The 13,643-nt window shown below is 53.6% G+C and carries 7 protein-coding genes; 3 read left to right on the top strand and 4 right to left on the bottom strand.

Going from position 1 to position 13,643, the window contains the following annotated elements:
- Positions 1 to 257: 257 nt before the first annotated feature.
- On the top strand, positions 258 to 1,535 hold the full coding sequence (locus tag JS536_RS11510) for a site-specific integrase (protein WP_214357033.1): 1,278 nt from the start codon (positions 258 to 260) through the stop codon (positions 1,533 to 1,535).
- A gap of 85 nt (positions 1,536 to 1,620) precedes the next feature.
- On the top strand, positions 1,621 to 4,017 hold the full coding sequence (locus JS536_RS11515) for a hypothetical protein (RefSeq protein ID WP_214357034.1): 2,397 nt from the start codon (positions 1,621 to 1,623) through the stop codon (positions 4,015 to 4,017).
- A gap of 618 nt (positions 4,018 to 4,635) precedes the next feature.
- Here JS536_RS11515 and JS536_RS11520 read toward each other — a convergent pair.
- The 4 genes from JS536_RS11520 to JS536_RS11535 form a co-directional block, all read right to left on the bottom strand.
- Positions 4,636 to 6,135, bottom strand: coding sequence for a DUF2142 domain-containing protein (locus JS536_RS11520; RefSeq protein ID WP_214357035.1), 1,500 nt, complete (start codon positions 6,133 to 6,135; stop codon positions 4,636 to 4,638).
- 183 nt (positions 6,136 to 6,318) lie between these two features.
- Complete coding sequence (locus JS536_RS11525) at positions 6,319 to 7,665, bottom strand: DUF2142 domain-containing protein (RefSeq protein WP_214357036.1); 1,347 nt, start codon at positions 7,663 to 7,665, stop codon at positions 6,319 to 6,321.
- A 149-nt stretch (positions 7,666 to 7,814) separates the two neighbouring features.
- Entirely contained in the window at positions 7,815 to 10,199 is a 2,385-nt protein-coding gene (locus tag JS536_RS11530; RefSeq protein ID WP_214357037.1) for a hypothetical protein, read from the bottom strand.
- 601 nt (positions 10,200 to 10,800) lie between these two features.
- Positions 10,801 to 11,982 (bottom strand): acyltransferase, encoded by a 1,182-nt coding sequence (locus tag JS536_RS11535; protein WP_214357038.1) that lies wholly within the window; start codon positions 11,980 to 11,982, stop codon positions 10,801 to 10,803.
- Between the two features lie 132 nt (positions 11,983 to 12,114).
- Here JS536_RS11535 and JS536_RS11540 point away from each other — a divergent pair, with 132 nt between their 5' ends.
- Positions 12,115 to 13,122 carry a glycosyltransferase family 2 protein gene (locus JS536_RS11540; protein WP_214357039.1) on the top strand — a complete coding sequence of 336 codons (1,008 nt, stop codon included), beginning with the start codon at positions 12,115 to 12,117 and terminating at the stop codon, positions 13,120 to 13,122.
- Positions 13,123 to 13,643: the final 521 nt, after the last annotated feature.

Below are 13,643 nucleotides of genomic sequence, written 5' to 3' on the forward strand. Positions count from 1 at the left end.
AAGATCGCGGGCGTCCGACCGGAAGACCACAACGAAACACCAGCCGACACCGACTAGGATTTCGCGCTCACTTCCAGTGAGGCACCACTCCCGGTTTCGCGCTCACTTTCAAATGAGGCACCTCGAGTATCAGCGCGCAACCATGCATATGGCATACGCATATTCACTGTTTCATCGGGCATTCTCTGTTCAGGCCATCGTGTCCTTATCGTGTATACATCCGCACAGCCGCGGATACAAGCGAAAGGTGGATTTCTATGGCGAACGTATGGATAGACGATTTATGGCTCAAGTCATATAAGGGCATACCTCCTTCAGCTACGGCAAAACGTTCCCTGGCCTCTAGCCATAATCCGTTCACAGCGCAGGTGCCCGATCAATGGAAGACCACCCGATTCGGCACAGGCAGGCGTTGGCGATGCCGCTGGTATGTCACTGAAGGATCATCTCGGAAGCAGCATTCCAAATCATTTGAGAAACTATCTGACGCCGAAGCATTTCAGGCTTCCTTGGAAGATGATGTACGTCAAAGCCGCTACGTAAGTCCCAATGACGCAAAGCGCAAGTTCAAAGATGTTGCAGCCATGTGGATGAGATCCAAGAATTACGTAAGCAAAGGGGTACTGGTCCGATACGAATGTGAGCTACGTGTATATGTCAATCCCCAATGGGCCGAAGTGCCCATCGGCAGCATCACCCGTGATGATATCTCGCAATGGATAACCAAACTCAGCACCGGCAAGTATCCGGCTTCATTTCAGAGAAGGCACGACCCAAAAGCACTTTCTCCACGGTCGATTAAGAGCATTGTCAAGGTAGTTTTCGCCGGAGTGCTCGATTACGCCGTCAATGCTCACTACCTGGTAGAGAATCCCGCTCGCGAGGTGCAAATCCCTAAACCTGAATACAAGGATCTGGTTTTCCTAGACATTCGTGAAATTGAAAAGCTCGCAGATGCCGCAACGACCGTGGGAAGACCCGTTGATGGGCTTATCATACGTTTTCAGAGCTACGTAGGTACGAGAATCAATGAGACGTTCGCCTTACAGGTAAGCGACATAGACCTAGGAAAACAACAGATCCGAATCAGACGTACTTGGAAGAACGGTTCCAAAAAACAGTATCTAGGATCACCTAAATCCGGACGGCCGAGAACCGTGGCTTTCCCAAAATTTCTTGTCAAACCATTACGTGAGTTGATTCAGGGCAAACCAGAAACCGCGTACGTATTTCAATCAATCAGAGGCGGACACATCAATGACCACAACTGGCGCCGACGTATATGGAGGCGGGCTGTAGAACTTGCAGGGCTACAGGATAAGCAGGGGCTCACGCCACATAGCCTACGCCACTCCTATGCCGCAATCGCCATCAAAGCCGGAGCTGACGTGAAAGTCCTCCAACGACAAATGGGCCATTCCTCCGCCAGTCTCACACTGGATGTTTACGGATTCCTGTTCCCCGAACGTCTCGGGCAAGTGGCTGACGCCGTTGATGCCGAACGTATTGCGGCCATCGTGTCCAAACGTGTCTAGACAGGTATGCATTACCCCAATGCTGCAGATGGTCAGACAAACCCGCACAGCGTAACCCATGTCCCTAGAAGAAAGGTTCCAGACTATGACTGGAAACAACAAGGTTTGGCGCGCGCCGCTCGCGGGTCTCGCCTCGTTCGCGATGATCGCGACGATGGGCGTGGCCGCCGCCACGGCCAACGCTGCCACTACGCCGGCGACGGTGACGTTCAAGGTCGGCAACACGACGTTTGAGGTCGGTGAGGAAGACCTTCAGACGCCCGCCACCGCTGTCGATGGCAAGATCGATAAGACTGAGCTGGATCAGGCTCTGAACGATTTCAATACCGAGTACATCGGTTCCAAGTATAGGTTCAACAAGACTACCGGCAAGTGGGATAACTACACCCTGACTGGTTTCACGGATGGCTCTGCTCTGCAGGTCGTACTGACCGATAGCTCTCAGTCTACCCTTACTGGCAACTACTTGGTGAACCCGAACGTTGCTCTGTCCGGTGATGTGACGCTGACGGCTCGCCTGCAGCGCGATCCGTACAAGGTTACCTTCGACACCCAGAACGTGACCAAGGGCGGTGTGGTTTCTTCCGGTACCACCGGCTCCATTTTCCTCGCCATGTCTGGCGACGATACCTTGGATCTGGTTCCGTCTTGGGCTGTTCCGACTACCGAGGTTTCCGCTGTCGATCATCTGATTGCCTACAAGAAGGACGGCAAGACGATGGCTGGCGACGCGTACTGGAAGACGACCGGCGCCCAGGCCACGATTAAGGATCCGACCGCATCCAGCCTGTACGTCGATGCGTTCGCGGTCGACACCACCAACGGTTCCGTCAAGCACGACGCCACGCTGACTCTGAACGCCGCCACCGCCACCAAGTTCACGTTCCACACGGCCAACGCCGTGCGCAACGATGCTACGAACTTCAGCAACATCGTTGACAACGAGAATAACCCTCTTGGCGATCGATTCAATGGCGAGGCTGCGACCGGTGAGACGATCAGCGACTATCTGGACTTCCCGACTGCAGTGTTCAACGCTTCCACTGGCGTGACTCAGTCTTCTCGCGAGTGGTACGCGCGCCGTGCTGACACCGTCTCCCAGCTGGATGCCTCCCAGAAGTGGGACGACTCCCAGAAGGCCGGCGAGGATGTCGATCTCTACGCCGCCAATGCGACGAACAGCCGCGAGGTGACCCTGCACTACAACGCCACCGGCGTCAAGGACAAGGTCGTGTACGCTGGCAAGGACTTCTCCCCGGAGACCCCGGACAACGTGACCATCACCTCCGTCGAGTACAAGTTCGCCGGCTGGTACACTGACGCCACCTTCACGCACAAGTTCGTGGGCTCCTCCCTTGGTAGCTCCGTTTCTGACCTGTACGCCAAGTGGGATATCGCCGCTGTGCGCTTCTGGGTTGACCCGAACTACAACACCGAGACCGCCAAGGCTCTGTGGGTGAACAACGGTGCCAACTTCCGTGTCCCGGTTGCCTCTGACTACCGTTCCGGCTGGACTGCCACCGTGTTCCCGAACATCGCTGCCGCGGGTGTGGACGCCGATGGCGACGGCAAGGCCGATCTCCAGGACAACTTCAACCTGTATGCCGTGTTCGATGGCAACAACGGCAAGGCCACTGGCTCCAACGTTGCCCTGAAGTACCAGGATAAGGATGGCCAGCACCAGCTGAAGAACGCCGACACTTGGGCTGACCTTGTTCCGGGTGCTCGCTTCTGGTTCGAGAACTGGTCCAAGGCCACCGTTCAGGATCTGAACACCACGCTCGACCGCATGAAGAGCGATGTGAAGGTCAAGAACGCCGCCGGTCAGTACATCAAGGGCTCCGATCAGGATCACTTCACCGCTGCCTCTTGGGATCAGTACGTCTCCGACCTGCAGGAGTTCGAGAAGAACAACGGCACCCCGAAGTCCGTGGCTGACTACCAGTCCCAGATTTCCGAGCTGGCTGCTCTTCAGGCCAAGCTGGTCGAGGTCTCCGACACCTACATCTACCGTGCGTACAACAAGCGCAACGGCGACCACTACTTCACCGCGTTCAAGTCCGTGTACGACAACCTGGTGAAGATTGGCTGGAACGCCGAGGGCAGCCCGTACAGCGCTGTCGCCGGTACCAACCTTGACGGTGTCAAGAAGACCGTCACCGAGAAGAACGGCGTTTACTACCGTACTTCCGACGGTAGCCGCATCTTCGGTCAGGCCGTCTACTCCGTGTACAACCGCTACACCGGCGAGCACCTGCTGACCGTCTCCAAGACCGAGGCCGACAGCCTGCCGAACGGTTGGGAGAACGAAGGCGTTGCCTTCTTCGCCCCGCAGGGTGCCACCGAGGACGTGTACCGCTCCTACAACCCGTACACCAAGGGCCCGGCCCACGTGTACGTTGGTCTGAAGGAGTACAACAACATCGCCAAGGCTGGCTGGAAGGGCGAGGACATCGTCTTCAAGCTCAACGCTGGCAAGTGATCTAGCATAGGGATATAATCCTGACAATTGCTGGTGAATGAATAATGGCTTCCATCCCCTACCAGGGATGGGAGCCATTACTGTTTTTCACTCCAAGCAATAAACCTATTTCGCGAGAGAACTAGATTGTGCTTTGAGATATACTTATTTATGTCAATGGTGATGATGAAGTCCAAAGGGGGATAGGTATATCATGATGTTCTCGGCAACATATCAAATCTTCTTACATATGTCCACGGTAAGGAGACGAAATGTTAGACGTCATAAAAATGGTAGTCGAGTTTCTCGAGATTTGTGTCCTTAAATTTCGTGATCCGACTAAGGTATTGTTTACCTCTGCTGTTTGTTTCTTATTAATCGTTGTTGTTCCAATGATTATTCCTGTTATCTTAGTCAATTTCATTCCCGTAAACATATTCCATTAATTTTCGAATCCAAATAGGATTATTGGATTCGAAAAGTCTCTAGGCTTAATGCATCCTTGATGGTTGAACCTGAATTGCTTCGCTTCAACCATCAAGGTTGTTTTTTCATGTGAGCGGAATCGCACTCATTACAACGAAGCATTTGACAATGCTTTTTCGGCTACGTCGTACGAGCCCAGCGAAACCGCATCTCTTACATGAAGATGGAGGATACAACGGTGACAAGGTAAAGTGCCGCCGAAAGCAATTGCAGGGAAATACAGAATATCCCTGGTATGGCTCTTTCACGCCGGTCCGATTGTTGGGGTTCCATTTCACCTGATTCAAGCACAAGAATGAGCATTATCATGACCAGGATTAGCAATGGCATAAAATACCTAGGCTGAATTCCTGAGATTTCATTCGCCCCAGCGGTAGTGAACTGGAGAAATACTGACGTCTCGACCAATACCAGGATCATTCCAAGTACGCCGGTGAAGGCAACGCAGATTAATCTACGATACTTTGACAACACCTGCAGAGAATTCCGTTCATTCTTATCTAGGGCCATCGGGGCGGCAATCAACGCTAGGACGGAGATCCAACCCGATGTCGGCACCGTGGTGCGTCCCAGCTCGGAGAAGATGCCACTGTATCCGAGCATGAAATAATTATGCCGGAACAGTTCATGAATCAGCATATCGGCATATTGCAGCGGATGCGCAAGGATAAAACCGACTTGTACGGACGGATCCGTGTTCCGCCCGTACATTATGCCGCTGTTGATATGCCGTACCAATAGATACCAGATAGCGAACGAGAGCACACTGACCAAGATGATGGAGCTGACGCCGATGACAGTGCGTATCCTGGCTTCACGCACTATTGGGATGAGTAGCAAGAGTAGCAGGATTATCGGCAGATATGCCATCTTCGCAAGCCCGATGGTGAAGCACGACAGCATAAGAACAATTCGATTCGTTCTTGAGATGTGCCCTTTACGACTCAGCGCCAGCAACAACGCGGTGGCGAATGACGTGATGGCGGCGAACAACACCGTATCGCCGCTTACGAACGCATTGACGGATATGGTTCCCGGCAACAACGAGATTACGGTTAAAGCCCACTTCCCGATAGGAATGTATTTGATGCATAGGAAAATCACCACGGACAGGAAAAGGATTCCCGCCAATCGGAGTATCAGGACGAATACGGTGATATTCTTTGTCACGATTTTCCCCAATTCCGCGGCAATGATATGGGGGAGATAGGTCACCGGTGAATATAGAGCAGAATTGGAGAATACCGATTCTACCTTTTTCCCGCTGAAGTCTTCATTTCCTCGTATTCTCGCGTCATTCCATGCAGGAAAAGCGTATCTGTCATTCACATGCTCAGGTAGGTAGAATTCTCTCGTATTTGCCATCAAATCAGTGATAAGGGCCTCATCGACCTCCCCCCCCCATAGCTGTTTTCTCTCGTCTTTCTGAATTCCTTTGACCGGTTCGGAAAGAAGATGTCCTTCGGAAAGCTGCATGATACGGGAGATATGGCTCGGCTCATCCATTCCTATGCCAACAGGTGAGGCTACGGCAGTGAATATGGAGCAGATCAAGAATATGATGACGAATACCCATTGAGGGGCCAGCATGATATGAACAAATTCTCGTAGATTATGAGCGATCTGGCGGGATCTTCCATGGGCACCATGCATCTCTATATCCTTAGCAACCTCAGGCCGAACCATTTTCCCGGCGCGGTTTGAATATCAACCGCTTCCGTCACGAAACGACTCATTGTCATCCGCTTGCAACAATACACGTTGCTACCGTTCACGTTCGCCAAAACAGATGTGCATGATAAGTCGTTTTGTATTGGTGCGAGTCAGTATTTCCGTTCAATCGCATTTCCTGCTCGGGATCATCGGAGCCAATAAAGGGAGCAGCGGTAGAATATATCTTCCTTGTATCCCAAGTAACGGGCCGAAGGCACGGGTATGCTCAAGATCGTTCCAGGTCAACGCGACGAACAGTACAGTTGCTACCAATGACAGGCCAATCGAAATCATCGATGCCAGGGCATATCTATAGCGGCTGATCCATTCTCGTGGTGAATACGCCTGTCGGGCGGAACTCCGTGTATAAAAATGCGTTACCAGCCAGACGCAGATGATAAGACCGACGCTTCCGATGGAGTATATGTCGGAAGTCACCAGAGTCTGCGGCATGAAGACGATATTGTTGCAAACGAGGACGACGGTCTTGAGGATGTGATGCGCGGCATACTCCCGATTTACGCCGTAATTGACATTGAAGAATCCCCCACTGTAAACGTATCCCCATATCAGATACACGAACGAGAAAAACGCCATACAGCAGACGAAGCGGATCTTCATCCTGGGGCTCATGACCCGGGAAGGAAAAACTAAGACCAGCAGGGCGGCCGACGCATACAAAATCTTCCCGAATATCAGAAAACCGAAGACAAGACACAGGGCAACAAGACTCGACATATTAACGCATACGTCACGCTCTCTGATTCTCAGAATCAACGCGACGGCGAGCATCGACATCGCCAGGAAAGTTCCGTCGGTCATAAGACTGCTCGCAGCGAAGATTGATGCGGGAAGGGACAGAATGACCGTGGCCAGCCATTTGCATTGTGGTATAAGTGCGATAGAGGTAATACCCAAAGCCAGGTAGAAGATGAAGTTACACAGTCTCGCGATCTGCAGGGTCGTATAAGGACTCTTTCCCAGCGACCATCCGATGTCCAGTCCAATCGCCTGCGGGACATAGGCGACGAACATGTACTGCGTGGCGCGTGGATAAGCCGTTATGGTCTTTCCGGATTCGCTCAGCTGATTGCGCTGCGCGACAATCGTCTCATCCATCTGCAAAGGATTCCCGATGATGTCACCAAGCGACTTATTGTACGGAAGTTGTCCAGTGAGGTACCGCTCGTCCCCGGAGATAACCAGTCGTTTGTTCACGTTTCCCCAGCTGTCCGTGACCATCCTGGTGGAGTTGAAAGATTGCCCCGTGGCCAAGGCATAGGCAGTGGTCGTATGTAGGTCGGGATCCGGCACCGTGTACGGACCCACATTGCGGATGAAGGTGGCCGCCTGGGGAAGCGCCAGGCAAACCAAAGTCAGAATGGCGGCTATATCCATCAGTGGCCTGCCGCCCGCGAACGCGACGACCCTATCAAGAACGGCAAAGCGTCCCGATCTATGTTTGCTCATATCAAGCTCTTTCGCGATGATTTTCGCCGGCTTGCAGTCACCCCATTGCGAAACCGGTTCTTGACAGAAAAATAGAGGCGCCGAAACCATAGGGTTTCGGCGCCTCTCCAAGATTCATCCGTTAGGAGTTATAACGACCCCTGTCGGAATCACTTGCCAGCGTTGAGCTTGAAGACGATGTCCTCGCCCTTCCAACCAGCCTTGGTGATCTTGTTGTACTCGGTCAGACCGGTGTACACGTGGGCCGGGCCCTTGGTGTACGGGTTGTAGACGCGGTACACGTCCTCGGTGGCACCCTGCGGGGCGAAGAAGGCAGGACCCTCGTTCTCCCAGCCGTTCGGCAGGTTGTCGGCCTCGGTCTTGGAGGCGGTGAGCAGGTGCTCGCCGGTGTAGCGGTTGTACACGGAGTAGATCGCCTGACCAAGGACACGGTTGCCGTTCGCACGGTAGTAAGCGCCATCCTTGTAGGTGACACCCTCATCGGTCAGAGCGCTGTACGGGCTGCCCTCGGCGTTCCAGCCAATCTTCACCAGGCTGTCATAGGTGCCCTTGTTCGCGGTGAAGTAGTGGTCGCCGTTGCGCTTGTTGTACGCACGGTAGACGTAGCCGTTGGACTTCTCAACCAGCTTCGCCTGAATCTTGGCCAGCTGATCAATCTGGGACTGGTAGTCGGCCACGGTCTTCGGAGCGGAGTTGTTCTTCAGGAAGTCCTGGTAGTCGGACACGTACTGATCGAAGGAAGCGGCGGTGAAGTCGTCCTGATCGGCACCCTTGATGTAGTTCGCACCCTTCTTGACTACGATATCGGACTTCAGAGTGTTCAGCGTGGAATTCAGGTCATTCACAGTAGCCTTGGACCAGTTGGTGAACTTGAAGATCTGGCCGGGCTTCAAATTGGAGAAGTCGGAGTCGAGCTTCAGCGCGTACTTACCGGACTGATCCTGATACTTCAGAGCAACGTTCGTGCCAATGGCGTGGCCCTTCTGGGAGCCAAGATACTCAGCATACAGGTTGAAGTTGTCGACGTAGTCAGCGAATCCGTCCGAGTCAGTATCGAGACCAGCGGCAACGACCTTCGGAGACACGGTGGCGGTCCAGCCGGAACGGTAGTCGGAGGCAACCGGCAGCTTGAAGTTGGCACCGTTGTTCACCCACACGGCCTTACCGGTCTGGGTGCCATAGTTCGGATCAACCACGAACTTCACAGCGGCGATATCCCACTTCGCGTACAGGTCGGAGATGTTGCCCAGAGCGCCGGACACAAATTCAGTACCGAAGGAGGAGTCGGTGTACCAGCCGGCGAACTTGTACTCAACAGAGGAGGTGGTCACGTTGGCCGGGGTCTCCGGAGCGTAGTCCTTGGCAGCGTACACGACCTTGGTGGTGTTGGAAGCGTCGTTGTAGTGCAGGGTCACCTCACGAGTGTTGGTCGCGTTCGCAGCCCACAGAACAATGTCGTTGCCAGCCTTGTCAGAATCGGTCCACTTAGCGGTGGAGTCCAGCTCATCCTTGGTGGAGGCCTGAGCGGCGTACCACTCACGAGAGGTCTGGTTGCCGTTGACGGTGGTGTGCACCGCGGTCGGGAAGTCAAGGTAGTCGCTGATCGTCTCACCGGTCGCAGCCTCGCCCTGCCAGCCACCAGCAGTACCGAGCTTGTTGTTGTTGTTGTCGACCAGATACTGGAACTTCGTGCCACCCGTAACGGCATTATCGGTCGAGAACGCAAAGATGGTCGCCGGAGCGGCGTTCAGGGTCAGCTCAGCCTTGTGGGAGACAGTGTCGTCGGCCTGAACCGCGAAGGCATCGGCGTACAGGCTGGCCGCGGTCGGATCAGTCAGTGTCGCGGTGCTGCCGGACACTGCCCAGTAGGCCTTGGCAGCCATCGTCTTGCCGTCCTTCTTGTACGCGATCTTGTGATCCGTACGGGACTGCTCGGTAGTCGGAACGGCCCACATCGGAACCAGATCCAGCGTGCCGTCGTCGGTCTGAGCCAGATAGATAGAACCCTGATTGTCGGAACCGGCCACGCCACCGGTGGTCACTCCGGAGGTCTTGAAGGACACCTCATACGGATCGCGCTGCAGACGCGCCGTCAGGGTCACATCGCCAGCGGCCAGACCGGAGGGGTTCACCAAGTAATTGCCGTAACCCTTGCCCGTGGCGGTGCCGTGATTGGTCAGCACGGCCTCCAGACCGGAATTGTCGGACAGGCCGGTCACAGTGTACGACTCGGTCTGACCCTGAGGCGTGTACTCACCGTTGGAAGAATTGACGCCGGCCTTTACGAAAGCCTTGTCCAGGCCCTTCGACAGCTCAGCTGCATCAATCTTGCCATCAACGTTCTTCGAATCGGCAGAAGACTGCAGTTCGCCTTCCTTGTAGGTGTAGCTCACGCCATCGCCAAAGCTAATCGTCAGCTTCGCCGCGTCAGTGGCAGCGTTGGCCGTGGCGGCGGCCACGCCCATCGTCGCGATCATCGCGAACGAGGCGAGACCCGCGAGCGGCGCGCGCCAAACCTTGTTGTTTCCAGTCATAGTCTGGAACCTTTCTTCTAGGGACATCGGGTTTTCTTATGGGGACTTTCCCCATCCCGACTAAGACACTTTCTACCCCTACCCCCCGGACATTGTCAACTCGATTCTTAAGGTCCACTTCAGCAACCCATACGTTTCCCCATACCGAGTAACATCGCTAAATCCTTAAGTGCACTTACAGCATGCTCCCAGTCTTTGGATATTGTTCCTCTCTCTTATCTCTCCAATTTCCTTGGAAAATACGTACTTTCTCGAACCTTCTCCTCGGGCAGCAGCATCACGCTCCCAACCCGTCATCGTTCCTGGAATGCCCAGTGAACCGCTGCGGCCTATAAGCAAAAACCATAACCTCGGCGTGTCGCGCAGGACGGGCTGAAACCAAACCACTCATCGGTCTCGACACGCCAGACATTCGACTTCGCTGGATTTACACAATCATGTCCACGAATAGCCTTACTGTCTGTTCTAGGCGTAAGATTTGTGTGCGAGCACGGTTTTATACCTGCAGTTGTAATGCGTAGCGCAAACGCATTACTTTTTTCGGGACATCGCGGTGTCGTCAGCCTCCGCAGGCTTACAGTCTGCGGAGGCTGACGACATTCTAGAGCGATTTACCAGCATGGCTCATACGCTCAATTAAACGGCGAACAAGTGCTTGGACCGGATATGTAATCAAACGGTCAAATAGTAGAGACGCGGCCGTCAATGCCATGAACATGATCAGCAATGTCGCAACAAACAGTCCGGCCAGCGAAATGATCGACATTGACGTATGCACCGTTGCCTTGTCCGCAAAATACCAAACCGCCGATGACATCAGCGCGTGCTGATGAATCAGATACACTCCGAACATCGCCGAAGCAGCCGAAGCAATCATCCTCCCTTTTGCCCCATCAGCCGAAGATATCGAATTCGCGCCGCTGCCAGCGACAAATCCCACCATTCCCGCACTCAAAAGCACCGGGAGAATCGGGAAACTGCCATAGATTCTTTTCGGATTCCACACAAAAAACAGCGAGACGTACGATTGGCTTCTCCAGAGCTGAAGAAGACAGACAAGCACCACGAAAGACACAATCGCATAGGCGACAAGATGCCAAACACGAATTCTTACGGCACCGAACCCATACAGTCGGATCCAGCCCCCAACGATATACAACGTCAGAGCATAGGTCAGCGGAGTCCAGTAGAAGGCATCGTGAGGACCTTCGGGGTGGAAAGAGATGTACGGCATAACACTCAGGAAGGCAAGGAAACCAATCAGTGCCAGCAATTGTTTGCGTGACGCAGACCGCAGCACCATATTCAGGAACGGCGAAATCAACAACGTCAATACGTATGCTGTAATAAACCAATATTCGCCATTCAGCGTAGGCAGCAGAAGCAGCACAAGCGAATGTGCAATCGCTCCGTTACTGAAGCTGCCGGCAATCCACTGGAAATACGGCGTAAATTCCGATACCACATACATCAACAAGGCCAGTACCGCGCTGTAACACCATGTCTGAATCATGGTTCTTGCAATGCGCCACCACGAGAATTGTTTCTTCACAAGAAAATAGCCAGAAATCAGCAGAAACAGAGCAACACCAGTCTGGCCGGCATAATTGTCCACCGCCATGAACACGGTGCCCTTCCAACCCGGCAATTCCTCCAGATGCCAGCCGCTATGAGCGACCAGATGACAAAGAACAATCAGGAACATCGCCAATATGCGCAGCAATTCAAACCGCACGTCACGATTCCGATGATCTTCCAATCTCACATTCCCCTGCATAACCATGCCATACCCTATATTTTCCGCGTTTTCGTGGTGAATAGGGCGATAATACATGCCACAGTTTGACAACCCACAGGTTGAATCATTTGAGTACCATATGAGACTGTTGAGCCCGAATCACCGAAAAGGAACCCCATGCGTGTCTTCATACAGATCCCTTGCCTGAACGAAGAGCAGACCTTGCCATTGGTGCTCAAAAAAATGCCCAAGACGATTCCCGGCGTTGATGATGTGCAATTACTCATTATCGATGACGGATGCACCGATGAAACCGTGCAGGTTGCCCGGTCACTCGGCGTGCATCATTTCGTCCATCATGCCAAACCTATGGGGCTTGCACGCGCGTTCCGCGATGGTGTGGACTATGCCCTCAAGCATGGTGCCGATATCGTAGTGAACACCGACGGAGACAACCAGTACCCCAGCGAAACCATCGGAGACCTTGTACAACCGATTCTGCGGCATGAAGCGGATATCGTAGTAGGAGACCGTCAGACCGCGACCATCAAGGAATTCAGCTGGTTCAAACGCCGCATGCAGGCATTTGGCTCGTGGGTGGTGAATCTTGCGGCGGGAACACATATCCCGGATGCGGCCAGCGGCTTTCGCGCTTACTCCAAGAATTCATTGCTCAAGCTCAACATCGTTACCGAATTCAGCTATTGCATGGAGACGATTATCCAAGCTGGAAACAAGCGCATCGCCATCACCTCATATGCCATCAGAACGAATCCCAAAACACGTGAATCGCGATTGTTCCATAATATTTTCGAGCATATGGCCAAATCCGGCGGCGCGATCATTCGCAGCTTCCTGATGTTCAAAGCAAACGTGATCTTCAAATGGGCGGCAATCATCTTCGGCGTATTGGGCCTAATCCCATTCGTGAGATACCTATTCTATTTCTTCTCGGGTTCCTCGTCGGGGCACCTGCAGTCAATGCTCGCAGGCGTGGCACTGATTATGCTCTCAGCGTTCTGCGTGGCACTGCAAATCATCTCCGAAGTGTTGCGCATTCAGCGTAAATTGGTGGAAGACGAGCTTGAGCGGACCAAGGAACTCATGTACTGCCACGAAAACCAGCAAATCTGGGCCCGCCAAAACGAATGGGGAGGCTATGACGATGCAAGCCCTGCCCAGTAGAACTGGTATTGGCATATAGTTTGAGAGGGAGGCCACATATGCGGCCTCCCTCTCAAACTATTCACAATCATCCAACTGGATACCAGTGCGGAATCTTGTTACCGGTACGATACGAGCAAACATATATCTTGCCATACGCAGTGCCCCGCTGACCGACCTGGCTCTTCTTGCAATACGCGCCTGGCGTGACTTGCTTATTCGGAGTCGGCGTAGGCGTCGGGGTAGGCGTCGGTTTCGGGGTAGGCTTCGGAGTGGGATCCGGTTCCGCCGGAGCCGGAGAACCGGCCCCAACGGCGTACCAGCCGATGCCCTCGTCACGCCAACCATTCGCAATCAAATTGGAAGTCTCACTGACACTTACAGTGTAATTGTGTGCTCCTGCTACAGCACGTGGACGACGTGCCTCACGTTTTTTGAGCGCGAAATGGGTAGTGGTGCCTCACCTGGAGTGAGCGCGAAACCGGGTTGGTCTGTTTGGCTTGTCGTATGGAAGACAGGATCAGCATGGCGACGAAGCGGCA

The organism is Bifidobacterium sp. SO4, assembly GCF_018555355.1.
Classification (GTDB): domain Bacteria; phylum Actinomycetota; class Actinomycetes; order Actinomycetales; family Bifidobacteriaceae; genus Bifidobacterium; species Bifidobacterium miconisargentati.

Bases quoted from the DNA above. Each gene is read 5' to 3' on its own strand.
- JS536_RS11510 (WP_214357033.1), top strand. From the start codon at position 258: ATGGCGAACGTATGGATAGACGATTTATGGCTCAAGTCATATAAGGGC.
- JS536_RS11515 (WP_214357034.1), top strand. From the start codon at position 1,621: ATGACTGGAAACAACAAGGTTTGGCGCGCGCCGCTCGCGGGTCTCGCC.
- JS536_RS11520 (WP_214357035.1), bottom strand. From the start codon at position 6,135: ATGCATGGTGCCCATGGAAGATCCCGCCAGATCGCTCATAATCTACGA.
- JS536_RS11525 (WP_214357036.1), bottom strand. From the start codon at position 7,665: ATGAGCAAACATAGATCGGGACGCTTTGCCGTTCTTGATAGGGTCGTC.
- JS536_RS11530 (WP_214357037.1), bottom strand. From the start codon at position 10,199: ATGACTGGAAACAACAAGGTTTGGCGCGCGCCGCTCGCGGGTCTCGCC.
- JS536_RS11535 (WP_214357038.1), bottom strand. From the start codon at position 11,982: ATGGTTATGCAGGGGAATGTGAGATTGGAAGATCATCGGAATCGTGAC.
- JS536_RS11540 (WP_214357039.1), top strand. From the start codon at position 12,115: ATGCGTGTCTTCATACAGATCCCTTGCCTGAACGAAGAGCAGACCTTG.